Here is a 25,043-nt window from a genome sequence, read left to right as displayed (position 1 = left end):
AGGCACGCCGCGAGGGTGAGGGCGGCGGGCCACCACACGACGGCGACGAGCACGACGGCGCCGACGGCGACGGCGGCCGACGACACGAGCGGCAGGACGACGCGCAGCGGCAGGTTCTGCAGTTCGTCGACGTCGTCGACGAGAGCGGTCGCCGCATCGCCGCGGCCGGCCGTGGCGAGCCCCGCGGGCGCGTGGGGGAGAAGGCGGCGCACGAGGTCGGTCCGCGTGCGGGCCAGTTGGCGCAGCACCGCGTCGTGGCCCGCGAGGCGCTCGGTGTAGCGGAACACGGCGCGGGAGAGGGCGAACGCCCGGACCCCCACGACAGCGGTCGTGATGTAGAGGACGAGCGGCTGCTCGGCGGCGCGCACGATCAGCCAGGCGCTCACGGCGAGCAGGGCCACCGCCGAGGCCTCCGAGAGGAAGCCCGAGGCCAGGGCGGGCCAGAGGCGGCGGACAGGCGGCACGGCGCCGCGCAGCACGTCACGGGTCGTCGTCACACCGACACCCCCGCACCGGTCAGCCGCACGACGCGATCCGCGATCGCGCGGGCGCTCGTGCGGTGCGAGACGAGCAGGAGGAGGGCCCCGGCATCCGCGATCGATCGCAGCGACCGCCAGAGGTGCGCCTCCGCGGCGGCGTCGAGCGCGGCCGACGGTTCGTCGAGGGCGAGGACGGGGGCGTGCCCGCGCAGGTGGCGGGCGACCGCGCGGGCGACGGCGACCCGTTGGGCCTGCCCACCCGAGAGTCCGGCGCCCTGGACACCCAGGACCTGCTCCGGATCGACGTCGGTGAGCCCCACGAGCGCCAGTGCCTCGGCGACCGTCGCGGCGGGCAGGTCGGCATCCCCCAGCGAGACGTTCGACGCGACCGTCCCCACCGCGAGCCCGGGCCGCTGCCCCGCCCACGCGAGCCACGCCGACGGCGGGAGGGTGCGGACGTCGCGGCCGTCGAGCTCGATCCGGCCCGTCGCGGGCGCGAAGCCCAGGAGGGCGTGCAGCAGGCTGGACTTGCCCGCGCCGCTCGGCCCCTCGATGAGGACGATCTCGCCCGACCGCGCCTCGAGGTCCACCGGCGGCAGGTCGCGCACCCGGACGTCCGTCAGCCGCAGCACGTGCGCGCCCCGGCCCACTGCCGCCGCCGCAGGTGCCGACGGTGTCGCCGCGGCGGCCTCGTCGAGGACGGCGAACACGTCGCGGGTCGCCGCGACGCCCTCGCTCGACGCGTGGAACTGCACCCCGACCTGGCGGATCGGCAGGAACGCCTCGGGCGCGAGCAGGAGGACGAAGAGCCCGACCGTCAGGCTGAGCGACCCGTCGAGCAGCCGGAACCCGATCGTCACGGCGACGATGGCGACCGAGATCGACGCGAGGAACTCGAGGGCGAACCCCGACAGGAACGACACCCGCAGCACGGTCATCGTCTCGCGCCGGTAGTCGTCGGTGACCCGCTCGATCGAGTCCGCGGCGCGATGCTGCCGCCCGAAGACGGTGAGGGTGGACAGTCCCTGCACCGTCTCGGCGAAGCGGGTGGCGAGGTGGGTGAGCGTGTCCCACTGGCGGCGCTGGACGCTGCGGGTCGCGAGTCCGATCAGCACCATGAAGATCGGGATGAGCGGCAGGGTGAGCAGGACGGTGAGGCCCGAGACCGCGTCCGCGGTCCCCATCACCGCGAGCAGGATCGGCGTCGCGACCACGGTCTGCACGAGCTGGGGCAGATAGCGGCCGACGTAGGGTTCGAGCGCGTCGAGTCCGCGCCCGGCGACGAGGGCGAGCTGCGCCGTGCTGCGGGCCGCGGTCCACCCCGGCCCGAGGCGGCCGATCGCGTCGAGCACGGAAGCCCGCAGCTGCGACTCGACGCGCGCCGACGCGCGGGCGGCCACCCGCTCGCGCGCGAACGAGAGCACCGAGCGGAGGAGGACGACGGCCGCCAGGGCGAGGAGGGTTCCCGCGATCTCGCGCCCCGCGATCGCATCGACGACCGCTCGCGTCGTCAGGAAGGCGAAGCCGACGACCACCGCCGTCTGCGCCAGCGCGAGCAGTCCGATGAGCAGGAGGAAGGATCGGGATGCCGTCGCGTACCGCCACAGCCGGGGGTCCACCGGCGGCTGCCGCCGTTCGAGCGCGGGGGCCATGGGTCGATCCTCCTCCGCCGTCTCAGTGGGCGGGCGCGGCATCCGCCTTCTCGATCTGCGCACGCGAGATGCGCTTGCGGAAGACCCAGTACGTCCAGGCCTGGTAGGCCAGGATGCCCGGCAGGAAGATGACCGCCGCCCACGTCATGACCCCGAGCGTGTAGTCGGTGCTGGACGCGTTCTCGATCGTGAGGGAGAACGCCGGGTCGGTCGAGGACGGCATGACGAAGGGGAACAGCGCGAACCACAGGGTGAGGACGGCCGTGACGATCGTGACGGCGCCCAGCGCGAAGGCCCACCCGTCGCGCTCCCGCAGGTTGGCCACGGCGGAGCCGATCAGGGCGAGCGCGGCGGCGACGCCGCATCCGATCACCGCCGCCAGTGCGGGGGCGTCGCGGTCCATCGCGATCGCCGTGGTCCAGACGACCGTCCCGGCCGCGAAGAGGATCGTCGGGATCGCCACGCGACGGGCCAGGGCGTGGGCGTCCTCCTTCACCCGGCCGTCGGCCTTCAGCCCCACGAAGTACAGACCGTGCAGGAAGAAGAGCAGCAGGGTGGTGACCCCGACCCACAGTCCGTACGGGTTCAGAAGGGTGAGGAGCGACCCGGTGAACTCCTTGTCGGCGTCGATCGGCACCCCCTGGACGATGTTGCCGAACGCGACACCCCAGAGCAGGGCCGGGACGACCGAGCCGATGACGATCATCCGGTCGAAACCGCGCTTCCACGCGAGCCCCTCGCGCTGGTGGCGGTACTCGAACGAGACGCCGCGGAGGATGAGGGCGAGCAGGATCAGCAGCAGCGGCAGGTAGAACCCGCTGAACAGGGTCGCGTACCACTCCGGGAACGCGGCGAACAGGCAGGCGCCCGCAACGATGACCCACGTCTCGTTGAGGTCCCACACCGGCCCGATGGTGTTGATGACCTGGCGCCGCGACACCTCGTCGCGGCCGAGGAACGGCAGGCTCATCCCGACGCCGAAGTCGAAGCCATCGAGCACGAAGTAGCCGACGAAGAACACACCGACGACGAAGAACCAGAGGTAGGCGAGATCCATGGCGTGCTCCTAGTAGACCGTCGAGGGGGTCTGGTCGACCGGCAGGTCGCGTGGGTCGGGGTCGTCGGGCCCGGGCAGGGGGTCGGGACCCTTCTGCGCGGCCTTCAGGATGAGGCGGAACTCGACGACGGCGAGCGAGGCGTAGATCGCGGTGAACGCGACGAGGGAGATGAGCACCGTCCAGCCGGGGACACTGGGCGAGACGCCGTCCTCGGTGAGCATGAGGCTGAACACGATCCACGGCTGCCTGCCCATCTCGGTGAACACCCAGCCGACGAGGCTGCCGAGCAGGGGGAGCGGGGCGGACCAGATCGCGATGCGCCACATCCAGTCGGCGACGGGACGGGTCGCCTTCTTCCGCGTGACCCAGAGGCCGGCGACCGAGATGAGGGTGGCGAGACCGCCGAAGCCGATCATCCAGCGGAAAGACCAGTAGGTGACCCAGATCTCGGGACGGTAGTCGACGCCGGCGCCGAAGCGCTGCGTGTAGAGGTCCTGCAGATCGTTCAGTCCTTCGACGCAGCCGTCGAGCGTCTGGGTGGACAGGAAGGAGAGCAGGTAGGGAACGCGCAGCGACCAGATCTCCTCCGAGCCGTCGGGTGTGCCGATCGAGAAGATGGAGAAGGATGCGTCGGCGCCGCACGCGTTCTCGTACAGGGCTTCGGCGGCCGCCATCTTCATCGGCTGCGTCTGCACCATGACGAGCCCGAGCTGGTCGCCGCTGATGGCGGTGCCGGCGAAGGAGATGATCATGAACCACATGCCGTAGCGGAGGGCCGGACGCATCGTCTCGACGTGCTGCCCGCGGCGCAGGTGCCAGGCGGCGACGGCGATGATGACCGCCGCGGCGAACATGAACGCCGAGAAGATCGTGTGCGGGAAGGCAGCGAGGGCGACCGGGTTGGTCAGCAGCGCGAAGAAGTCCGTGAGCTCGGCGCGGCCGGTGTCGGGGTTCAGCGTGTAGCCGACCGGGTTCTGCATGAACGCGTTGGCCGTCAGGATGAAGTACGCCGACAGGATCGACCCGAACGCCGTCGCCCAGATGGTGAGCAGGTGGATGCGGCGGGGCAGCTTGTCCCAGCCGAAGATCCACAGGCCGATAAAGGTCGCCTCGAAGAAGAACGCCATGAGGCCCTCGAAGGCGAGCGGGGCGCCGAACACGTCGCCGACGAAGCGGGAGTATGCGGACCAGTTCATGCCGAACTGGAACTCCTGCACGATGCCGGTGACGACGCCCATCGCGAAGTTGATGAGGAAGATCTTGCCGAACAGGCGGGTCAGGTGCAGCCACCTCACGTCGCCGGTGCGGTGCCAGATCGTCTGGAAGATCGCCACCGTGAGCGCCATGCCGAGCGTCAACGGCACGAACAGATAGTGGTAGAGCGTCGTCAGTCCGAACTGCAGGCGAGCCAGGATGAGCGGGTCCAGAAAGTCCACGGGCTTGGTCCTTCCACGGGTATGCTCCGACGCTACGACAGCCGGCTGATCGCGGCATCCGATCGGGCCGTGCAAAATACCCGGATGCCGCCGCGCCGGACACCGCCATGGTGGGAGCGGTCTCCGCCGAATACGGTGGGGCTCATGACTCGCGGTGATCCGTCCCGGGTTCCCGCCATGGTGCGGCGGACCACAGCCTTCACCGCGGCGTGGCTGGCGGCGGTCCTCGTCCTGACCGCGGGGCCCGCCTCAGCCGGCACGACGCCCTCGCCGACGCCGGCCGTGTCACCGTCGCCGACCGTCTCGCCGACCCCGACGGCGACTCTCACGCCTACCCCGCCGCCGACCCCGACGGCTACCCCGACTCCGACACCGACGGCGACATCGAAGCCCACGCCGACGTCCACGCCCACGGCTACTCCGACTCCGACGCCCACCCCGACACCCACGCCGACCCCGACACCCGCTCCGACGCCGGACGCCGGGGCGCGCCTGGCGGCCCCGCCCGCCCCGCGGATGCCGTCGACGGGTCGCCTCAGCGCCGCAACCGCCGCCGACCAGACCATCGCCGTGAGCCGCGCCCTCTTCCCGAACGGAAGCGCCGAGGTCGTGATCGCCGCCGCCAAACGCCACGACGCGCAGATCGCGGCGGGGCTCGCGGGCGCCCGCCGGGCGCCGATGCTGTACGTCGCACCAGACTCGATCCCCGCCGCGGTCAAGACCGAACTCGCCCGGCTGAAGCCGACGCGCATCCTCGTCGTCGGCTCGACGGCGTCGGTGAACAGTACGGTCGCGCGGGTGCTCGGTCAGACGGCCCCCGTCGAGCGGATCTCCGGCGCCGACACCTACGCGCTCTCGCGCGCGGTCCTGCGCTTCCTGGGCCCCGTCGACCGCGTGTACGTCGCCGACGGGCGCACGATGGACACCGCTCCGATCGCCGCGGCGGCCGCCGCCGCGACGGGAGGCGGCTTCATGGCCGTCGACGGTCGCGGCACGGCCTCCGACGCCACGATGGCGGCGCTGAAGGACGTCGGTGCGAAGGAGGTGGTCATGATGAACATCGCCTCGATGATGGGGAAGGGGTTCGTCGACCGCATCCGCTCCGCCGGGATCAGCGTGCGTCGCATGGCGGGCGGCACCAGCGAGGCCGTGGCGATCTCCACGGCCGCCGACTACCCGAGCACGACCACCCGCGGTGTCGTGGTCTCCGGCGTCGCGATCCCCAACCACGAGACCGGCACGGCGGCCGCGGTCGCCGGGGCCCTCCGCCAGCCCTTCCTCTACTCACGCACCGAGTGCGTGTCGGATGCCACGGCCGCCCTCCTCGACACGCGAAAGGACACCGTCCTCGCCGTCGGTCCGACCAGCCGGTTGCAGGCGGCCGTGCTGACGGGCGACGGCTGCACCGTCGTCCGCACCGCGGCGGCGAACACGCTGCGCGACAAGATCACGGCCACCATGAAGCGGCATCTCTCCTCGTCGTACGCCGTCACCGTGCGGCAGATCGGCGGTCTCGAGGTGCTGACGGGCAAGACGGGCGCCACGCGACGCGAACCCGCCAGCATGATGAAGCTCTTCGTCGCCTGGGCGGCGCTCAAGCGGGTGGAGAAGAAGCAGGCGTCGCTGTCGACGAAGCTGTCGTCGGGTCTCACCGTCAAGGAATGCCTGCGCGAGCTCATCTGGATGTCCGACAACTACTGCCACACCGACCTCGTGCACTGGATCGGCGTCTCGAACCTCAACAAGCAGATCGCCGCCGCCGGCTACTCGCAGACCTCCTACGGGCGCGTGCTGAAGGGACAGGACGTCCTCTACGCCGGCAACCGCACCACCTCGAACGATCTGAGCCTGCTCGTGGCACGCCTCGAGAAGGGGCAGATCCTCAACAAGACGCACACGACGCTGCTGCGGGATCTCATGCACACGCAGTTGTTCCGCTCCCGCATTCCCAACGGCATCCCGGCCTCCGCCTACCAGGCCTCCAAGCCGGGCTCGCTCTGGGTCAAGGGCGGTCTGCTTCAGGCCGACACCGCGATCATCCGCGGGCCGAAGGCGACCTTCGTGCTCACCGTGATCGGCGACGCCGGGTCGTCCAAGGCCGGCATCCGCGACATCGCGCGCACCGTCTACACGCACTTCAACGGCTCGTTCGGGGCGGCGGCGAAGCACTCCGACCTGCACGTGCGGACCACGAAGAACGCGACGTGGCGGAAGTCCGCAGGCGGCGCGGTCGGCGGGACGATCCCGAAGGGCACGCCGCTGCAGGTCTCGGATTCGAAGCGTCACTGGTACAAGCTCCACTACCGGGGCGGATACGCCTGGGTCTGGTACTCGTCCCTGCGCACCAACCTCGCCTACTGAGGCCGTTCGACGCTCAGGCGTCCGGCCGTCGCCGCAGCAGGTGGATGACGCATTCCTGCGGATCGCACGACGAGCGCATGCCGTCGACCGCCAAGGGTCCGCCCGCCTCGCTGAGGGCGCCCTGCATGAGCCCGAGGTGCACGTCGCAGAGCGTCTCGCGGTTGTCCGCCTGATCGGCCGCGTGCGCGCAGGGCGTCAGGTCGATCGTGAGGGCGTCCTCGTCGATCTCGGGGTCGAAGCCGCCGTCGAGGAGCTGCTCGACGAGCGCGTCGAGCTGATGCTGCTCCTCGCCCGTCAGCGACCCGGCCGTCTCGGGCATGACCCGGCGCATGAGGTCGCCGTGCTCGGCAGCGGCCTGCACCTTGCGGCGGTGCTCCGGACTCGAGACGCTCACGCCGTCGACGGCGCGGTAGAACACCCGCGGCCGGCCGCGCGTCGTGCGCTTCTCCACCTCGGTCGCGACGAATCCGCGCTCGATGAGCCGCTGCAGATGCTCCCGGACCGTGTTCGGATGCAGCTTCGTCGCCGCGACGAGCTCGCCGACGGTCTGCTGCGGGGTCGTCTGCAGCAGGTGGAGGATCTCCACGCGCGATGACGTGGAGATCGCGTTGTAGGCGGTCGGGCGCCGGGCCGTCATGACTTCATTATCGGGGGATGACGGATGCCGCGGGGCGGCCCTGGCCTATGATTCCGCCCGTAATCTGAGACCATGCGGCATCCCACCCCCGACCCCGTCGGACCGGGCCAGGAGAGCGTCTGGGACTACCCCCGGCCTCCCCGCGTCGAACCGGTCACCGGCACCGTCACGATCACCCTCGGCGGCGAACGCATCGTCTCGACGAGCCGCGCCTTGCGCGTGCTCGAGACGAGCCACCCGCCCGTCTACTATCTACCGATCGACGACTTCGTCCCCGGTGCGCTGACGCCCGGTCAGGGGTCGTCGTTCTGCGAGTTCAAGGGCGCTGCGCGCTACCTCGACGTCCACGGTGGCGGCGTGCCCCGCCCTGCGGCGGCGTGGAACTACCCGCACCCCGAACCGGGCTTTGAGGAGCTGGCGGACCGGGTGGCGGTGTACGCGCAGCAGATGGACGAGTGCACCGTCGCCGGTGAGGTCGTGACCCCGCAGCCGGGACGCTTCTACGGCGGGTGGGTCACCTCTCAGGTCGTGGGACCGTTCAAGGGCGTGCCGGGCTCGATGGGCTGGTGACCGGGGCCGACCGTCAGAGGCCGAGCGCCGCCTGCACGTCGGGGGAGTCGCTCTCGCGCGGTTCGGTGCGCACCAGGTCGGCGACCGAGCCGAGGATCTCGTCGGGACGGAACGGGTAGCGCTCGATCTCGGCGGTGTCGCTGATGCCGGTGAGCACGAGCACGGTGTGCAGGCCCGCTTCGATCCCGGCGACGACGTCCGTGTCCATGCGGTCGCCGATCATGCCGGTGTTCTCGGAGTGCGCGCCGATGCGGTTGAGTGCCGAGCGGAACATCATCGGGTTGGGCTTGCCGACGACGTAGGGCTCTTTGCCGGTGGCCTTCGTGATGAGTGCCGAGATCGCGCCCGTCGCCGGCAGGACGCCCTCGGTCGAGGGGCCGGTCGCGTCTGGGTTGGTGGCGATGAAGCGGGATCCGGCGCCGATGAAGCGGATCGCCTTGGTGATCGCCTCGAACGAGTAGTTGCGGGTCTCGCCGACGACGACGTAGTCGGGGCGGGTCTCGGTCATGATGAAGCCCGCCTCGTGGAGGGCCGTCGTGAGACCGGCCTCACCGATCACGAACGCGGTGCCGCCCGGCATCTGCGAGGCGAGGAAGTCCGCGGTCGCCAGCGCCGAGGTCCAGATCGACTCCTCCGGCACGACGAGTCCCGACGCGCGCAGCCGGGCGCTGAGGTCGCGCGGCGTGAAGATCGAGTTGTTCGTCAGGACGAGGAACGGGGTGCCCTCGTCGCGCCACTGCTCGAGCAGCTCCGCAGCGCCGGGGATCGGTGTGTTCTCGTGCACGAGCACGCCGTCCATGTCGGTCAGCCAGCACTCGATGTCCGCGCGGGTCCGCATGGGTCCACCCTATGCCCGCGTGCGCCGCTCGCCCGGCGCACCCGAGCGCTACGCCGTGGCGATCTCGTGCGTCGGCGTCCACCCCAGCGACGGGGCGACGTAGCGGGCGAAGGACTCGACGAGCCGCAGGTTGAATGCCACCCCGAGCTGGCTCGGGATCGTGAGCATGAGCGTGTCGGCCTCGCGGACCGCGGCGTCGTGCTGCAGCTGCTCGACGAGCTCGTCGGGGGTGCCGGCATACGTCTTCCCGAAGGTGGACCGCATGCCGTCGATGATCCCGATCTGGTCACCGTCGGAGCGGCCGCCGAAGTACATGGCGTCCTCCGCGGTCGTGATGGGGAAGATGCTGCGGCTCACCGAGACGCGCGGGGTCCCCGCGTGACCGGCCTCGCGCCACGCCGCGCGGAACGCGTCGATCTGCTCGGCCTGCAGGATGTCGAAGGGGCGACCGTCGGCCGCGGTCAGCAGCGTCGACGACATGAGGTTGACCCCCATGCGTCCCGCCCATTCGGCCGAGTCGCGGTTGCCGGCGCCCCACCAGATGCGCGAGCGCAGCCCGGGGGAGTGCGGTTCGATGCGCTGCAGCCCGTGGCCGCCGCCGAACGGGCTGTGCGGGTCGCTCTCGGCGAGCCCTTCGCCCTCGACGGCGCGCAGGAACAGCTCGAAGTGCTCGCGGGCGATGTCGGCGCCGCGCGGGTCGGTCGACCCGGTGTAGCCGAAGGTCTCGTAGCCGCGGATGACGCTCTCGGGTGACCCGCGGCTCACGCCGAGCGCGAGCCGTCCGTCGCTGATGAGGTCGACCGCGGCCGCCTCCTCCGCGAGGTAGAGCGGGTTCTCGTAGCGCATGTCGATCACGCCCGTGCCGACCTCGATGCGCGAGGTGCGCGCCGCGATCGCGGCGAGCAGCGGCATGGGGGAGGCCTGCTGGCGGGCGAAGTGGTGCACGCGGAAGTAGGCGCCGTTCACCCCGAGCTCGTCCATGCCCTGCGCGAGGTCGATCGCCTGCAGCATCGAGTCGCCGGCGGTGAGTTCGCGACCCCCGCCGAGGGGACCGTAATGGCCGAAGGACAGCGTTCCGAAGCGTTGCATACCGGGCACAACGACGCGGCCGCGGCATCCATTCCGATGAATAAGGATGCCGCGGCCGCGGGAGCGTCCGAGGGATCAGCCCGCAGGAGCCACGGCGCGCAGCGCGTCCTTCCAAGGGGTCACGGAACGCCCGATGAGGTCGGTCAGGTCGGACGAGGTGACGTCGAGGGCGCCGCGGGCGATGCCGCCGTCGAGGGCGACGACGAACCCGACGGTGCCCTCGTCGAGCCCGAACGACGCCAGCCGCGCCGCCAGCTCGTCGGGGGTCGCCGGCGCGTACACGACCTCGCGCCCGAGCACCTCGCCCATGGCGGCGGCGATGTCGGCGTAGGTGGCGCGGGGTCCCGCGAGCTCATACGTGCGGCCGAGGTGCCCGTCCTCGAGCAGGACGACCGCGGCGGCCTCGGCGTAGTCCGCCCGCGCGGCGGCGGCCACGGCGGCGTCGCCGACGGCGGCCGACAAGACGCCCGTCTGCGCCGCGCCGGCCAGGTCGCCGGCGTAGTTCTCCATGTACCAGTTGTTGCGCAGGATCACGGCGGGGATGCCGCTGGCCGCGATCGCCTCCTCGGTCGCCTTGTGGTCGGGGGCGAGGACGAGGTCGACGGTGTCGGCGTGCGAGACGCTCGTGTAGACGAGCTTCGCAACACCGGCGCGGGCGGCGGCGTCGACGACGGTCAGGTGGCCGGCGAGGCGCCCGCCCGGCTCCGAGCCCGAGATGAGCAGCACGCTGTCGACGCCCTCGAGGGCGGCATCGACCGACTCGGGCACGGTGTAGTCGAGCGGCACGACGCGCACGCCCCTGCCGGCGAGGTCGGCGGCCTTCGAGACGGTGCGGGCTCCGGCGACGATGCTCTCCGGGGCGGCGCCGCGGGCGAGCAGTGCGTCGACGACGAGGTGTCCGAGCTGGCCGCCGGCGGCGGTGACGAGGATGGTCATGGCGAGTCCTTTCGATGATCGCGCGATGCGTGCGACAGCCGGGACAACCCCCACCGGACCCCCATGCATTCCGATCGGAGGGTACCCACTTTCAGGTAAGCTCCTGACGTGTCGGTGAGTTTCGAGCGGATGCGGCAGGAGTCGCCGGGGATCTTCAGCGAGGCGTGCCCGTCGCGTGTCGTCCTCGACCACGTCATGAGCAAGTGGGGCGTCCTCGTCCTCCTCGCGCTCACCGACGGCACACGCCGGTGGGGCGAGCTGCGTCGCAGCGTCGACGGGATCAGCGAGAAGATGCTGGCCACGACGCTGCGCACCCTCGCCGCCGACGGGATCGTGGCGCGCACGTCCTACCCCGAGGTCCCGCCCCGCGTCGAGTACTCCCTGACCCCGCGCGGCGTCGAGCTCATGGAGCGGATGACGCCCCTCATGACGTGGATCCAGGCGAACGCCGACGAGATCGTCGCGCGCTGAGCCCCGGCATCCGCGGCCGTGTCAGGATCGAGATCATGACTGTTCTCGGTACCAGCGATCTGACCGTCTTCCCCCTGTCGCTCGGCGGCAACGTCTTCGGCTGGACGGCCGACCGCGACACGTCCTTCGCCGTCCTCGACGCCTTCACCGGCGCCGGCGGCGACTTCATCGACACGGCGGACGTCTACAGCGCGTGGGTCCCCGGCAACTCGGGCGGCGAGAGCGAGCGCATCATCGGCGAGTGGATCGCCTCGCGGCGGCCCGAAGGCGTCGTCGTGGCGACCAAGGTCTCGAAGCACCCCGAGTTCCCCGGCCTGTCGGCGGACAACGTGCGCGCAGCCGCCGAGGCATCGCTCGCCCGGCTGGGCGTCGACACCATCGACGTGTACTACGCGCACGCCGAAGATCCCGACACCCCGCTCGAGGAGACCGTCGCCGCCTTCGGCTCCCTCGTCGCCGACGGACTCATCCGCTACCCGGCCGTGTCGAACTTCTCCGTCGAGCGCACCCGCGAGTGGGTTCGGCTGGCGCGCGAGCAGGGGGTCGCCGAACCCATCGCGACCCAGCCCGCCTACAACCTCGTCGACCGCGCCGTCGAGCGCGACGTCGTCCCGACGGCGGCCGAGCTCGGCCTGACCGTCGTGCCGTACTACGCCCTCGCGAGCGGATTCCTCACCGGCAAGTACCGCTCCGCCGACACCTCGGGGCAGTCCTCGCCCCGCGCGGGATCGGCGGCGAAGTACGCGACGCCCGACGGGCTCGCCGTGCTCTCCGCCCTCGACGACGTCGCGGCCGCCCACGGCGTCTCGGTCGCCTCCGCCGCCCTCGGGTGGCTGCGCGCTAAGGGCGCCGTCCCGATCGCCTCGGCCTCGCGCGTCGACCAGGTCGAGGGCCTCATCGCCGGCGCGACGCTCGAGCTGACACCCGACGAGGTCGGGGCGCTCGACGACGCCTCGGCACCGTTCGTCGGCTGACCGACCCGGGACGGATGCCGCCGGTCGCCTAGCCTGGACCGGTGGCATCCGTCCTGAACATCTCCGCCTACCTCTTCACGCCGATCGACGACCCCGCGTCGCTGCGCTCCGAGCTGCAGGAGCGGGCCGACGCGTGCTCGCTGCGCGGCACGATCCTGGTCGCCGAGGAGGGCATCAACCTCTTCCTCGCGGGACCGGCGGAGGACGTCCGCGGGTTCGTCGACGAGCTGCGGACCGAGGAGCGGTTCGCCGCGCTCACGACGAAGGAGAGCTGGTCGGTGGAGCAGCCGTTCCGCAAGATGCTCGTCAAGCACAAGCGCGAGATCATCCGGATGGACCGTCCCGCGATCCGACCGGCGGACGGACGCGCCCCGGCGGTCGACCCCGTGACGCTCCGACGGTGGCTCGAAACCGGCCGCGACGACGACGGCCGTGAGGTCGTCCTGCTTGACACGCGCAACGCCTTCGAGGTCGACCACGGGACGTTCGCCGGTGCGCTGGACTGGCGCCTGGAGAAGTTCACCGAGTTCCCGGATGCCGCGGCCGCGCACCGCGACGAGCTCGTCGACAAGACCGTCGTGAGCTTCTGCACCGGCGGTATCCGCTGCGAGAAGGCGGCCCTCGTCCTGCGGGAGGACGGCATCGACGCGCGTCAGCTCGACGGCGGCATCCTCGGGTATTTCGAGCACGTCGGCGGCGACGGGTTCGACGGCGACTGCTTCGTCTTCGACGAGCGGCGGACCGTCGACGCGCGCCTGCAGCCCACCGGCTGAGCAGCGTCCGAGGCGGGCGCTAGCCTCGACCCATGCACCGGCTCACGAGGGACGAGGCCCGCCGCATCGCGGTGCGCGCGCAGCTGCTCGATGCGGACCGACCCGGCGACGTCGTCGAGGTCGCCGAGCAGATCGCGGCGATCAAGATCGACCCGACAGCCGTCATCGCCCCCAGCGAGCAGTCGATCTGCTGGTCGCGCATCGGCTGGGCCTACGAGCCGGGGCAGCTGTCGAAGGCGGTCGAGGGGGACCGGCTGCTGTTCGAGTACGACGGGCACTTCCGCCCGGCATCCCTCCTCCCGGCTCTCCGCGCCGTCATGCCGGGGCGCCGCCTCGGCGGTTCGACACGCCAGTACCTCGAGGCGAACGCCGCCTTCCGCGCCGAGATCCTGCGACGCCTCGAGCGGGAGGGACCGCTGCCGGCCTCGGAGATCCCCGACACGAGCGTGGTCCAGGCGAAGAACGAGAGCGGCTGGTACGGCGCGAATCAGGTGCCGCGCATGCTCGAGCTCCTGTCCTACCTCGGCGACGTCGCCATCAGCGGGCGGATCGGCCGCCAGCGCGTGTGGGACCTGCCCGACCGTGTCTACGGTGCACGGGATGCCGAGATGGACCCTGCCGACGCCGAGGACGTTCTGGCGGCACGGCGGCTGCAGGCGTTCGGCATCGCACGCGAGAAGTCGTCGTGGTCGGGTGTCGGCACGGCGGGTGAGCCGGCCGAGGTCGAGGGAAGCGCGTGGCGCTGGCGGGTCGACCCCGAGGCGCTCGCCGCCCGGGGCGATGATCCGGGCGGGCGCGCGGCGATCCTCAAACCCTACGACCGCATGCTGTTCGACCGGCCGCGCCTGACCGAGCTGTTCGAGTTCACCTACGTCCTGGAGCAGTTCAAACCGAAGCATCAGCGGGTCTACGGCTACTTCGCGCATCCGATCCTCGTCGGCGACCGCTTCGTGAGTCTGCTCGACGCGGCGCTCGACAAGAAGAAGGAGAACCTCGTGGTCTCCGCCGTCCACGAGCTCGTCCCCCTGGAGGACGACGAGCGCGAGATGGTGCACGCCGAGGTCCGGGACCTCGGCGAGTGGCTCGGGGTCCCGGTCCGCGGACTCGACTGAATCCGGCGCCGTTCAGCGCGCCAGGCGCAGCGTGACCAGCTGGAACGGCGACAGCTCGAGGCGAACCGCGGCGCCGGCGGCATCCCGCAGCGCCGTCGCCGCGATCGGGCGTTCGAGCAGGTCCGTCTGCACGACGCCGGTCGCCCGGAATCCCGGGACGAGGTGCGCGGTGCGGGTCGAGCCGAGCGCCTCGTAGAGCCGCACGATGACGTCGCCCGACCCGTCATCGGCGAGCTTGACGGCCTCGACGACGACGCCCGGGTCGTCGAGCTCGAGGAACGGGTCGACCTCGCGCGCCCCCTGCAGAGGGACGGCCGGGAGGTTCAGTCGCAGCCCTTCCGCGACGGCCGCCGCGACGGTGGCGCCCGGGAGCACGGACAGGCGGAAGGTGTGTGCGCCCTGGTCGGCTTCGGGGTCCGGGAACAGGGGCGCCCGCACGAGGGTGATCCGCGCGACCGTCCGCGCGCCCCCGTCCGAGCCGGGCGCGCGCTGCACGTCGTGGCCGTACATCGCGTCGTTGGCGATCGCCACGCCGTACTCGCCCTCGGCCACGCGGATCCAGCGGTGCGCGACGGTCTCGAACCGGGCGGCATCCCACGTCGTGTTCATGTGGACAGGCCGCGACACGTGGCCGAACTGGATCTCGGACTCCGCGCGCTCGGCACGCACGCGCAGCGGGAAGGCGACCTTCAGCATCTTCTGCCGCTCGCGCCAGTCGAGCCGCAGCGCCACCTCGAGCGCGCCGGACGCGGGGTCGACGCGGTAGCGCTGCTCGGCCGACGACGACCCGAACCGGCGTCGGACCACGAGGTCGGCCCCGTCGACCCTGATCTCGTCGGCCGCGTCGAGGACGGTCCCGAGCGCGCCGTCCTCGACGTCGATGTTCCATGCATCCCAGTCCCGCGGGGTGTCGCGGAACAGGTGCAGCGCGCCACCGGGGTGCGCGGGGTCGATGAGCTCGCGGCCCGTCGCGAGGTCGACGGCGCCCACGACGAGTCCCCGCGCGTCGATCGCCCAGTCGAACCGGGAATGCCGGAACCGCCAGCCGTCGCCGTCCGCGTCGGGCCGGACGGCGGGAGCGGATGCCGCGGCCCCGACGCCGAGCGCCGGTGCGCCGCCGAGCGCCACCGGCGCGGCGTTGGCCGCGAGCGCCCGCTCGCCCTCGCCCACGAGCGAGCGCAGGGCGGTGTCGATGATCTCCCGCAGGTCGTCCGCGACGCGGGCGTACGTCGCCTCGGCCTCCTGGTGGACCCACGCGATCGAGGTGCCGGGCAGGATGTCGTGGAACTGGTGCAGCAGGACCGTCTGCCACAGGGCGCGCAGCCGCTCGGCGGGGTAGGTTGCGCCGGTGCGGACCGTGTCGAGCGTCGCCCAGAGCTCGGCCGCCCGCAACAGGTGCTCGCTCTCGCGGTTGCCTCGCTTCGTGCGCGCCTGCGCGCTGTAGGTGCCCCGGTGGTACTCGAGGTAGAGCTCCCCGGACCACACCGGCGGCGCCGCGTACTCCGCCTCGGCGTCGGCGAAGAACTGCGCCGGCGCGCCCAGGCGCACCTTGGGGGACCCCTCGAGGTCGGCGGTGCGGCGCGCGGCGGCGATCATCTCGCGGGTGGGTCCGCCGCCGCCGTCGCCCCAGCCGAACGGCACGAGCGAGTGCGTCGCGTGCGCCTTCTCGGCGAACTGACGCTCGGCGCGGGCGAGCTCTGCCGCCGACAGGTCGGAGTTGTACGTGTCGACGGGAGGGAAGTGGGTGAACACGCGGGTGCCGTCGATGCCCTCCCACAGGAACGTGTGGTGCGGCATCCGGTTCGTCTCGTTCCACGAGATCTTCTGCGTGAGGAACCAGCGCGAGCCCGCCGCGGCGATGATCTGGGGGAGCGCGGCCGAGTACCCGAACGAGTCCGGCAGCCAGACCTCGAGCGGCTCGACGCCGAACTCCTCGAGGAAGAACCGCTTGCCCTCGACGAACTGGCGGGCGAGGGCCTCCGATCCCGGCATGTTCGTGTCGGATTCGACCCACATGCCGCCCACGGGCGCGAACCGGCCCTCGGCGACGGCCCGCCGCATCCGCTCGAACAGCTCGGGGTAGTGCTGCTTCATCCACGCGTACTGCTGCGCCGACGACGCCGCGAAGACGAAGTCCTCCTCGGTGCGCATGAGGTCGAGCACGTTCGAGAACGTCCGCGCGACCTTGCGCACGGTCTCGCGGACCGGCCACAGCCAGGCCGAGTCGATGTGGGCGTGCCCCACGGCGGTCAGCTGATGCGAGGTGGCGGATGCCGGGGCGTCGAGGGCGTCGCGCAGTTCGGCGCGCCCCGCGGCGACCGTGCCGGCGACGTCGTCAGGGTCCACCGCGTCGACCGCGCGACCGAGCGCCGCCAGGACGCGGGCGTGACGGGTGCGGTCGGGGTCGAGCTGCTCGACGAGTCCGCGCAGGGTCCAGATGTCCTGCTGCAGCTCCCACACCGTCTGGTCGAGCAGCCCGAGCTCCAGGCGCCGCAGTCGGTAGACGGGCTCTGTGCCCGCGGTCCGCTTGTCGCCGAGCGGGGTCGCGGCGAAGGTGAACGTCCCGGCGACGCTGGGATTGCCCGCCGCCTCGATCCAGAGGTCGATCTCGTCGCCCTCGACGGGGACGGCGGTGTTGCGCGGCTCGATCGCCTTCACGATCGACCCATCGGGGCGGAACACGAGCGCCTCGGCCTGGAACCCCGGACCGGAGCCGTCGAAGCCGAGGTCGACGACGATCTCGGGACGGGTGCCCGGCACGTCTCGCCAGGAGTCGGGCACGCGGCCGGTGACGTGGAACCACACCGTCCCCCACGGCTTGCCCCACTCGGTGCCGACGGCGAACGGCGCGTACTCCTGCCGGATCGCCTCGGCGAAGGGCACGGGCTCGTCGGGGACCTCCCACGCCTCGATCGTCACGGGGGCGGTCTCGCGGTGCAGGGCGGGGGGCAGCCGGTCGCGCACGAGCCGGTCGATGCGCTGCAGGGCCAGGTGGTCGTTGCGGTGCATGCGGGTTCCTTCGAGATCGGTGCGGCGCGGGAGCCGGGACGGGTCAGCCCTTCACGGCGCCCGAGAGGGCGAACGAGCCCCCGAGGCCGCGGGTGACGAGGAGGTAGAGCCCGAGGACGGGGAGCGAGTAGAGCAGGGAGTAGGCGGCCAGACGTCCGTAGGCGACGGTGCCGTACTGCCCGAAGAAGGCGTAGATCGAGACCGCGGCCGGCTGCCAGTCGGGCGTCAGCAGGAGGACGAACGGCACGAAGAAGTTGCCCCAGGCCTGCAGGAAGACGAAGACGAAGACGACGCTCAGGGCGGGGCGCATGAGCGGCACGACGATCGTCCACAGCGCGCGCATCGCGCTCGCCCCGTCGACCCAGGCGGCCTCTTCGAGGCTCGCCGGCACCGAGTCCATGAAGTTCTTCGTCATCCACAGCGCCATCGGAAGGGCGCTCGCGGCGAGGAACAGCGCCACCGCCCACGGCTGGTTGATCAGCCGGACCTGCACGAACAGGCTGTAGACGGGCACCATGATCGCGGTGATCGGCAGGCAGCTCGCGAAGAGCACGGAGTAGAGGAACGGTGCGTGGAACCGCGACCGGTACCGCGAGAGCGGGTAGGCGGCGAGGACGGATGCCACGACCGTCACCGCGGCCGCACCCGTCGAGAGCAGCAGGCTGTTCACGAGCGGGCGGAGCGTCAGCTCGGGGGTGAGGACGTCGGCGAAGTTGTCGAGGGTCGGGTCGGTCGGCCACGCCACGCGGTAGGTCGCCGCCGAGTCGATCGAGGCGAGGACGACCCACGCGAGCGGCGCGGCGAACACGATCCCGATGATCACGAGCACGAGGTTCGCCCAGAACCGCGTCGCGCCGCGTCGCGGTGAGGCGACGCTGGGCGCACGGGGGGTGCGCCGGGTCGCGGTGGCGACGGTCGCGGTGGCGGTGGTCACGCGACACCCCCTCGGCGCCGCAGCGACACGACGTACGCGATCGAGAAGACCGCGCCCAGGGCGAGCATGACGATCGCGATCGCGTTGCCGTACCCGATGTCGCCGAACGAGAAGGCCTCGCTGTAGGCGAGCACGGGGAGGGTGCGCGACAGGTCGCCCGGGCCGCCCTTGGTCATGACCCAGATGAGGGTGAACACCGACAGGGTCTGCAGCGTCGTGAGCAGCAGGTTCGTGAAAATCGTCCCCGAGATCATCGGCAGCGTGATGTAGCGCAGCCGCTGCCATGTACCGGCGCCGTCGATCATCGCCGACTCGGTGACCTCGGGCGGCACGTCGTCGAGCGCCGCGCGGTAGATCATCATCGAGAACGCGGTGCCCCGCCAGGTGTTCGCGAGGATGACCGCCAGCAGCGGCAGGGCGTAGAGCCAGTTGGGGCCGTCGATCCCGACGAGCGACAGCGCGCCGTTGAGCGTCCCGTCCGCGGAGAGGAACGCGTAGCCCACGAAGGCCGCCACGATCTCGGGCAGGACCCACGCCGTCACCACCAGGACACCCACCGTGCCCGCGACGGCCCTGCTGCCGGCGCGGAACAGGACCGCGAGCAGCAGCCCGAGGACGTTCTGCCCGACGATGGCCGAGCCGATGACGAAGACGACGGTCAGCAGGACCGACAGCGGCAGCACCGGATCGGTGAACAGCCGGGCGTAGTTGTCGAGGCCGATGAACTCCGGCTTCGCCGCGCCCACTCCCGTCAGGGCGCGGTCGGTGAAGGAACCGACCGTCGCCCACACGATAGGGCCGGCCAGGAAGACGAGAAGGAGGCCGACGGCGGGGACGAGCGGGAGCGCGCGCGTCGGGGAGAGGCGCATGTCGACCCGACCGTGGCCGCGGCGGCGGGGCGACGCGCGGCGGTCCTGCTGCGGCGCGAGCGTCGTGCTCACGGGGTCATCCGGTGATGACCCCGTCGTCGCCGACGATCTCGCGGACGGCGTCATCGTAGGCGGCGGCTGCTTCGGCGGGCGACTGCTGTCCCGTGATGACCGCCTCCGTGGCCTGCTGCGCCGCGACCGAGATCTTGGGGTAGTCGCTGTTCGCGGGTCGGAAGTGCGTCACCGAGACGGCATCCGTCACAGCGCCGACGAACGGGTTGGCCTCGAGATACGTCGGGTCCTCGGCGACGTCGGAGCGGACCGCGATCTGCGCGTTGTTGATCGCGTACCAGAGCGCGTTCTCCTTGTTGAGGACCGTCGTCATGAAGTCGAAGGCGAGGTCGGGAACGTCCGTCTGCGCCGATGCCGCGAGGGTCCACCCGCCCGACATGCTGACGCCGCCGGGTGCCTGTCCGTCCTGCGTCGGGAAGAGGGCGACCCCCATCGTGTCGGTGTACTCGGGCCACGGGTACTGACCGCCCTCGGCCCAGAACGACGGGGTGTACGAGCCCTCGACGGTCGCCCCGAGGGTGCCCTTCGGGAACCATTCGCCGAAGACGGCCTGCCACACGTTCGGGTCGAGGGCCTGGTCGGCGCTCACGGCGTAGCCCTCGTCGTAGAGGGTCTGCAGGAACGTCAGCGAGTCGATGAAGCCCTGCGATCCGACGACCCACTTGCCCGCGTCGTCGTCGTACAGGCCGGTGCCCTCGCCGGTGCCGTAGAGCAGCTCGTAGAAGCTCTGCATCACGGTGCCCTCGCCGGTCCCGGTGCCCGCGTACATGTTGAACGGCACGACGTCAGGCTGGCTCTCCTTGATCGCGGCGGCGGTGGCGAGGATGTCGTCCCAGCTCTCGGGCTGCCAGGGCGTGGCGATCCCGGCCTTCTCGAGGACGTCCTTGTTGTACCAGATGACCCGCGTGTCGGTGCCGAGCGGCAGGGCGTAGGTCCCGCCGTCCTCGCCCTTGCCGGCGTTCCGGCCGGCCTCGTCGAACATCTCCCAATCGGCCCAGTCTGCGAGCTTGTCGTCGAGCTTCAGGAGGTAGCCGGCCTCGGCGTCGCTGCGGACGGTGAAGGTGTCCTCGTAGAAGACGTCGGGGGCGGTGTCGGGCGAGGCGAGCGAGAGCTGCAACCGGGTCTTGTAGTCGTCGTCCGTGGCGGTGATCGGCTGCAGGTCGACGGTGATCCCCTCGTGGGATGCCTCGAACTCCTCCTTCGCCGTCTTCATCAGGGTGTCGAGCACCTCGAACGAGTCGGTCTTCGCGTAGACGACCGTGACGGTGTCACCGTTGCTTTCGCCTCCCTCAGCGGAGCACCCGCCGAGGAGGAGGCCGGCAGCGGTCGCTGCGGCGATGGATGTGACGACGGTACGAGCTTTCACGGTGCCCCCTTGCTCCGGATCGTGGCGTCCACGCGCGACGGCGGGACACGGTAAGTCAAACCGATGGACATAGCGGAGTCAAGACGCCTTGCGGCGTCGGGCGCCGGGCTCACGCAGACGGCACCAGAAGCGAGGTCGGCCGGGGCGTCAGGGCCTCGTCGAGGATGAGGCACGCGGCGCCGATCGCCCCGACATCCGACCCGAGTGCGGTGCCCGCGATCGAGAGGCGATGGACCCCGCGTGCGACGCGCATCTCGTCGAGGAGCGGGGGGATCGCCTCGGTGAAGGTCGGTCCGACGCGGTCCCAGAGCGGACCGCCCATGACGATGCGGTCGACGTCGAGCAGGTTGGAGACGACGGCGAGGGCGCGGGCGACGTGCACCGTGCACCGCTGCAGCAGGTCGCGGGCGCGCTCATCGCCGTCCTCGGCCATGCGGACGAGCCGGGTGAGCGCGGCATCCACCCGCGTCGGGTCGTCGGACTCGCGGTCCGCCTCGAGCACGCCGCGGCGCTCGGCCTCCTCGACGAGGGGGAGCGGCGCGCACGTGACCGCGATGCATCCGCGCAGTCCGCACGCGCACGACGGACCCTCGGGGTCGACGACGATGTGCCCGATCTCGCCGGCGTTGCCCGACCCGCCGCGGACGACCTCGTCGCCGACGACGAGTCCCACGCCGAGCCCGGTGCCGAGGTACAGGAACGCGAAGTTCGGGGCCCCACCGGGAGCGGCGACCCACTTCTCGGCGACGGCCGCCGCCGTCACGTCCTTGTCGAGCACGACCGCCAGCCCGGTGGCCTCGGCGATCGCGTCGCGGAGGGGGACGCGGTCCCAGCCGAGCAGGTTGGGCGGGTCGACGACGATGCCGCGGTCGGCGTCGATCGGTCCGGGCGCGGCGATCCCGAGGCCGACGATCCGGCTGCGGTCGATCCCCGACTCGGACAGCACGGCGTGGATGTCCTCGATGAGGACGGCCACCGTGTCGGCCGGGTCCTGTGCGCGCGGCGTGGCGCGGGCGTGGCGGGCGACGACCTCGCCGTCGATCGACAGGACGACCACCGTGATGAGTCCGGGATCCAGGTGGACGCCGACGGCGTAGCGGCTGCTTCCGACCAGTCGTAGGGTCGTACGCGGCTTGCCGCGCCCCGAGCTCGTGCGGCCGGCCTCCTCGACGATCCCCGCATCCAGCAGGCGCTGGACGATGTTGGACACGGTCTGTGCGGACAGCCCGGTGGCGTCGGCGAGCTCGACGCGGCTGTGTCCGCGGGACCGGCGGATCTGGTCCAGGACGACAGCCTCGTTGTAACCACCGACGCTGGGTTGATTGGCGCCGCGTCTGGCCATGGGTGAACCTGCTTTGCTCCGGGGGTGCGGTGGCTTGAGCGTAGCGCGCCGCGTCCACGGCGGCGATCCGACGCCGCCGCTACATTCGAGGCATGGCATCTCCCTCCGCGCTTCCTTCCCGCACGCTCGACGACGGCGCGGTCCTGCGCGCTGCGGCGCCCGGCGACGAGGCCGGCATCCTCACCGCGATCCATGCGCTCGCCGTGTACGAGCGCGAGCCGGATGCCGTCCGCACGACGACGGACGATCTCACCGCCACCCTGTTCGGCGACGATCCGAAGGCCTTCGCCCACGTCATCGAGCGGGACGGGGGGATCCGCGCGATCGCCGTGTGGTTCCTCACCTACTCGACCTGGACCGGACGCCACGGCATCTGGCTCGAGGACCTCTTCGTCGATGAAGCGGACCGGGGCCGCGGGTACGGCACGGCGCTGCTGTCCTCCCTGGCCGCCGTCGCACTGGAGCGTGGCTATCCGCGACTGGAGTGGACGGTGCTGGACTGGAACGCGCCCGCCGTCGGCTTCTACCGGTCCATCGGCGCCGAGGCCATGCACGAGTGGACGACGCAGCGGATGACGGGCGACGCGCTCGCCGCCCTCGCGCGGCGCTGATCGCGGCGCGTTCGCCGACTCAGCTCAGCGGCGAGATGGTGACCGGCTCGCCGAGGCCCGACAGCTGCTGCGTCAGTGTCGCCGTCCGCCCGAGGAATCCGGTGGTCGACTCCGCCGCGACGGGGCGGAAGTCCTCCGTCAGCCACAGCATGTAGGCGTCGATCGGGATGCCGTACCAGTCGTATGCCGCCGTGCTCTCCAGGCGGTAGGCCTCCACGGACCCGCCGGGCGTCTCGACAGGCTCGGGCGCGGCCGAGACCGACCAGGTGTCGCCGCCGCCGATGAGGTCGCCGATGAAGCCCGGGTCCGAGAACACGCGGTACGCCTCCGCCGCGGTTCCGGCTGCCTGCTCGGTGGGATCGGCGGAGTCCGGATCGGCGACGACGGGCCCGTCGCCCTCGTCGATGAGCATGTCGCCGTCGACGAAGCTGATGGCCACCGGCCCGCCGCCGGTCTCGAGGTCGCCACGGAACTCGAACATCGGGTCGTAGTGGTAAGAGATCTCTCCGGCGAGCTCGTCGCCGGAGATGGTGAGCGTGCCGGTGTCGTAGCGCACGAGGACCGCCTGCAGGCAGGGGCCGAGGTCCGACCCGGCGACCGTCCCGGAGGCGAGGTCGAGCGTCTCGCACTCGACGGGCGTCTCGACGACGGGCGCGCCCGCCGTCGCGTCGGGGGTGGGGGACGCGGAGGCGGGCGGTGCCGCAGATGCGGATGCCGAGGCGGTCGGCGACGTGCTCGGGGCGGGGGTCTCGGCGGCCGAGCACCCCGCGAGAGCGAGCACGGCGGTCGCGGCGAGCAGGGGCAGGGCGGGGGTGCGCACGATGCGGCTCCTTGCGGGGGACGGGTCGGCAGTCGCGGACGAGCCTATCGCCGCTTCTATCCGTTCCTCCGTCGCTCGTGCAAGCCCCTGGAGAGGACGAACGCATCGGGAGCACGATGGACGGCACGATCACGACGAGAGGAAAACCGTGGCCAGCATCATCGAGACCGTCGATGTCAGTGTGCCGGTGTCCACCGCGTACAACCAGTGGACCCAGTTCGAGTCCTTCCCGCACTTCCTGAGCTACGTCGAGTCGATCACGCAGATCGACGACACGACGAACCGCTGGAAGGTGAAGATCGGCGGAGTGGAGCGCGAGTTCACCGCGCACATCACCGAGCAGCATCCCGACGAGCGTGTCGCGTGGAAGAGCGTCGACGAGGATCACGCCGGCGTCGTCACCTTCCACCGGCTGAGCGACACCGAGACGCGCGTCACGGTGCAGCTCGACTGGAAGCCCGAGGGCTTCGTCGAGACCGTCGGCGCCGCCATCGGCATCGACGACCACGCGGTCAAGAAGGATCTGCAGAAGTTCAAAGAGTTCATCGAATCCCGCGGCGCCGAGACCGGTGCCTGGCGAGGCGACGTGGGGTGAGCGGACGGCCCGTCCTTCCGCTCACGGCGGCCCGGTGGTGCATTCCACCGGGCCGCCGTGGCACGGTGGAGGCATGACCACCCTCTCCGTCGAAGGCCGCGCTCGCCGCCTTCGCGAACTCCACGCCGCCCCCGAGATCCTCCGTGTCGTCAACGTGTGGGACGTCGTCTCGGCCAAGGCCGTCCTCGCCCTCCCGGACACCCGCGCGATCGCGACGGCCGGGCACTCGATCGCGGCATCCTTCGGCTACGACGACGGCACGATCCCGCTGGAGACCACCCTCGACATGGTGGGGCGCATCGTCGCCGTCGCCGGCGACATCCCCGTCACCGCCGACCTCGACGACGGCTACGACGACACCGGCGACACCACACGCCGCGCCATCGGGGCGGGCATCGTCGGCGCCAACATGGAGGACCGGCTGCGCCCGTTCGACGAGTCGGTCGCGCGCGTCGCGGCCGTCGTCGCCGCCGCCGAGGCGGAGGGCGTGCCCTTCGCCCTGAACGCCCGCACCGACGCGTTCGTCCGCGGCGGCGGCCGCCCCGTCGAGGAGTCGATCGCCGACGCGATCGCGCGCGGACGCGCCTACCTGGACGCCGGCGCCGATGTCGTCTTCGTGCCGGGGGTCCTCGACGCCGAGACCACCTCCCGCCTCGTGGAGGGCATCGGCCGGATCAGCGTCGTCGGGCTGCCCGGCGCCCTCACCGCCGGCGAGTACGAGAAGCTCGGCGTCGCCCGCATCTCCTACGGCCCCCTGACCCAGCGCGTCGCGCTCACCGCGTTCCAGGACGTCGCGGCCGATCTCTACCGCGACGGGGTGATCCCCGAGAGCACCCGCGCCCTGAACTGACGACGGATGCCGCGCCCCGCGCGCGGGCCGGACGAACCCCGCGTGGTAGGCTCTTCCGTTGGAAGCGTGTCCGAGCGGCCGAAGGAGCATGGCTGGAATCCATGTAGGCGGGGTAACTCGTCTCGCAGGTTCAAATCCTGTCGCTTCCGCCACAACGAAGCCCCGCACCCGAGTGGTGCGGGGCTTCGG

At 71.5% G+C, this 25,043-nt stretch carries 23 protein-coding genes, 1 tRNA gene and 1 pseudogene; 10 read left to right on the top strand and 15 right to left on the bottom strand.

Going from position 1 to position 25,043, the window contains the following annotated elements; genetic code table 11:
* From NH287_RS08450 to NH287_RS08430, 5 genes and pseudogenes are all read right to left on the bottom strand, one after another.
* Positions 1-497, bottom strand: a pseudogene (locus tag NH287_RS08450) (thiol reductant ABC exporter subunit CydC); the annotation flags it as partial.
* Entirely contained in the window at positions 494-2,131 is a 1,638-nt protein-coding gene (cydD, locus tag NH287_RS08445; RefSeq protein WP_253035246.1) for a thiol reductant ABC exporter subunit CydD, read from the bottom strand. The pseudogene NH287_RS08450 and the gene cydD, both read right to left, overlap by 4 nt.
* A gap of 22 nt (positions 2,132-2,153) precedes the next feature.
* The gene (gene cydB, locus NH287_RS08440) at positions 2,154-3,188 is read right to left on the bottom strand and encodes a cytochrome d ubiquinol oxidase subunit II (RefSeq protein WP_217530831.1); all 1,035 of its coding nucleotides are present in this window, start codon (positions 3,186-3,188) and stop codon (positions 2,154-2,156) included.
* 9 nt (positions 3,189-3,197) lie between these two features.
* Complete coding sequence (locus tag NH287_RS08435) at positions 3,198-4,625, bottom strand: cytochrome ubiquinol oxidase subunit I (RefSeq protein ID WP_217531018.1); 1,428 nt, start codon at positions 4,623-4,625, stop codon at positions 3,198-3,200.
* A 32-nt stretch (positions 4,626-4,657) separates the two neighbouring features.
* Complete coding sequence (locus NH287_RS08430; protein WP_253035245.1) at positions 4,658-5,191, bottom strand: hypothetical protein; 534 nt, start codon at positions 5,189-5,191, stop codon at positions 4,658-4,660.
* Between the two features lie 4 nt (positions 5,192-5,195).
* Here NH287_RS08430 and NH287_RS08425 point away from each other — a divergent pair, with 4 nt between their 5' ends.
* Positions 5,196-6,986 carry a serine hydrolase gene (locus NH287_RS08425; protein ID WP_253035244.1) on the top strand — a complete coding sequence of 597 codons (1,791 nt, stop codon included), beginning with the start codon at positions 5,196-5,198 and terminating at the stop codon, positions 6,984-6,986.
* Between the two features lie 13 nt (positions 6,987-6,999).
* On the opposite strand, the gene NH287_RS08420 is transcribed toward NH287_RS08425, so the two are convergent.
* Positions 7,000-7,623, bottom strand: coding sequence for a metalloregulator ArsR/SmtB family transcription factor (locus NH287_RS08420; protein WP_253035243.1), 624 nt, complete (start codon positions 7,621-7,623; stop codon positions 7,000-7,002).
* A 72-nt stretch (positions 7,624-7,695) separates the two neighbouring features.
* Here NH287_RS08420 and NH287_RS08415 point away from each other — a divergent pair, with 72 nt between their 5' ends.
* Positions 7,696-8,193: a DUF427 domain-containing protein gene (locus tag NH287_RS08415; RefSeq protein ID WP_253035242.1), complete on the top strand. Its 498-nt coding sequence runs from the start codon at positions 7,696-7,698 to the stop codon at positions 8,191-8,193.
* Between the two features lie 13 nt (positions 8,194-8,206).
* On the opposite strand, the gene NH287_RS08410 is transcribed toward NH287_RS08415, so the two are convergent.
* From NH287_RS08410 to NH287_RS08400, 3 genes are all read right to left on the bottom strand, one after another.
* Positions 8,207-9,031, bottom strand: coding sequence for an HAD-IIA family hydrolase (locus tag NH287_RS08410; protein WP_217530835.1), 825 nt, complete (start codon positions 9,029-9,031; stop codon positions 8,207-8,209).
* A 48-nt stretch (positions 9,032-9,079) separates the two neighbouring features.
* Positions 9,080-10,120 (bottom strand): LLM class flavin-dependent oxidoreductase, encoded by a 1,041-nt coding sequence (locus NH287_RS08405; RefSeq protein ID WP_253035241.1) that lies wholly within the window; start codon positions 10,118-10,120, stop codon positions 9,080-9,082.
* Between the two features lie 75 nt (positions 10,121-10,195).
* Complete coding sequence (locus NH287_RS08400; RefSeq protein ID WP_253035240.1) at positions 10,196-11,056, bottom strand: NmrA family NAD(P)-binding protein; 861 nt, start codon at positions 11,054-11,056, stop codon at positions 10,196-10,198.
* A gap of 129 nt (positions 11,057-11,185) precedes the next feature.
* Here NH287_RS08400 and NH287_RS08395 point away from each other — a divergent pair, with 129 nt between their 5' ends.
* The 4 genes from NH287_RS08395 to NH287_RS08380 are packed head-to-tail and all read left to right on the top strand — an operon-like array spanning position 11,186 to position 14,386.
* A complete protein-coding gene (locus NH287_RS08395) occupies positions 11,186-11,527 on the top strand; it encodes a helix-turn-helix domain-containing protein (protein WP_064003240.1) in 342 nt (113 codons plus the stop codon).
* Between the two features lie 35 nt (positions 11,528-11,562).
* Positions 11,563-12,501, top strand: coding sequence for an aldo/keto reductase (locus tag NH287_RS08390; protein ID WP_253035239.1), 939 nt, complete (start codon positions 11,563-11,565; stop codon positions 12,499-12,501).
* A gap of 41 nt (positions 12,502-12,542) precedes the next feature.
* Positions 12,543-13,274: a sulfurtransferase gene (locus NH287_RS08385; RefSeq protein WP_253035238.1), complete on the top strand. Its 732-nt coding sequence runs from the start codon at positions 12,543-12,545 to the stop codon at positions 13,272-13,274.
* Between the two features lie 32 nt (positions 13,275-13,306).
* A complete protein-coding gene (locus tag NH287_RS08380; protein WP_253035237.1) occupies positions 13,307-14,386 on the top strand; it encodes a DNA glycosylase AlkZ-like family protein in 1,080 nt (359 codons plus the stop codon).
* Between the two features lie 12 nt (positions 14,387-14,398).
* Here the strand turns inward: NH287_RS08380 and NH287_RS08375 are convergent, their stop codons facing one another.
* The 5 genes from NH287_RS08375 to NH287_RS08355 all read right to left on the bottom strand — a co-directional run bounded on the left by NH287_RS08375 (position 14,399) and on the right by NH287_RS08355 (position 21,978).
* The gene (locus tag NH287_RS08375; protein WP_253035236.1) at positions 14,399-17,395 is read right to left on the bottom strand and encodes a glycoside hydrolase family 38 C-terminal domain-containing protein; all 2,997 of its coding nucleotides are present in this window, start codon (positions 17,393-17,395) and stop codon (positions 14,399-14,401) included.
* A gap of 43 nt (positions 17,396-17,438) precedes the next feature.
* Positions 17,439-18,329 carry a carbohydrate ABC transporter permease gene (locus tag NH287_RS08370; protein WP_253035235.1) on the bottom strand — a complete coding sequence of 297 codons (891 nt, stop codon included), beginning with the start codon at positions 18,327-18,329 and terminating at the stop codon, positions 17,439-17,441.
* Positions 18,326-19,270: a carbohydrate ABC transporter permease gene (locus tag NH287_RS08365; RefSeq protein WP_253035234.1), complete on the bottom strand. Its 945-nt coding sequence runs from the start codon at positions 19,268-19,270 to the stop codon at positions 18,326-18,328. The genes NH287_RS08370 and NH287_RS08365 overlap by 4 nt, the downstream gene beginning before the upstream one ends.
* A gap of 4 nt (positions 19,271-19,274) precedes the next feature.
* The gene (locus NH287_RS08360) at positions 19,275-20,636 is read right to left on the bottom strand and encodes an extracellular solute-binding protein (RefSeq protein ID WP_253035233.1); all 1,362 of its coding nucleotides are present in this window, start codon (positions 20,634-20,636) and stop codon (positions 19,275-19,277) included.
* Between the two features lie 109 nt (positions 20,637-20,745).
* Positions 20,746-21,978: an ROK family transcriptional regulator gene (locus tag NH287_RS08355; RefSeq protein ID WP_253035232.1), complete on the bottom strand. Its 1,233-nt coding sequence runs from the start codon at positions 21,976-21,978 to the stop codon at positions 20,746-20,748.
* A gap of 92 nt (positions 21,979-22,070) precedes the next feature.
* Here NH287_RS08355 and NH287_RS08350 point away from each other — a divergent pair, with 92 nt between their 5' ends.
* On the top strand, positions 22,071-22,589 hold the full coding sequence (locus NH287_RS08350) for a GNAT family N-acetyltransferase (RefSeq protein ID WP_253035231.1): 519 nt from the start codon (positions 22,071-22,073) through the stop codon (positions 22,587-22,589).
* A gap of 19 nt (positions 22,590-22,608) precedes the next feature.
* Here NH287_RS08350 and NH287_RS08345 read toward each other — a convergent pair whose 3' ends face one another.
* Positions 22,609-23,409 carry a hypothetical protein gene (locus tag NH287_RS08345; protein ID WP_253035230.1) on the bottom strand — a complete coding sequence of 267 codons (801 nt, stop codon included), beginning with the start codon at positions 23,407-23,409 and terminating at the stop codon, positions 22,609-22,611.
* Between the two features lie 148 nt (positions 23,410-23,557).
* Between NH287_RS08345 and NH287_RS08340 the strand changes: the two genes are divergently transcribed.
* The 3 genes from NH287_RS08340 to NH287_RS08330 all read left to right on the top strand — a co-directional run bounded on the left by NH287_RS08340 (position 23,558) and on the right by NH287_RS08330 (position 25,006).
* Positions 23,558-24,004 (top strand): SRPBCC family protein, encoded by a 447-nt coding sequence (locus tag NH287_RS08340; protein ID WP_064003028.1) that lies wholly within the window; start codon positions 23,558-23,560, stop codon positions 24,002-24,004.
* Between the two features lie 73 nt (positions 24,005-24,077).
* Positions 24,078-24,854 carry an isocitrate lyase/phosphoenolpyruvate mutase family protein gene (locus tag NH287_RS08335; protein ID WP_253035229.1) on the top strand — a complete coding sequence of 259 codons (777 nt, stop codon included), beginning with the start codon at positions 24,078-24,080 and terminating at the stop codon, positions 24,852-24,854.
* 60 nt (positions 24,855-24,914) lie between these two features.
* Positions 24,915-25,006 (top strand) — tRNA-Ser (locus tag NH287_RS08330).
* Positions 25,007-25,043: the final 37 nt, after the last annotated feature.

This window comes from Microbacterium sp. CnD16-F (assembly GCF_024124465.1).
GTDB lineage: Bacteria > Actinomycetota > Actinomycetes > Actinomycetales > Microbacteriaceae > Microbacterium > Microbacterium gawkjiense.
The sequence above is the reverse complement of the archived record's forward strand: the minus strand, read 5'-3'. Positions and strand labels throughout refer to the sequence as shown.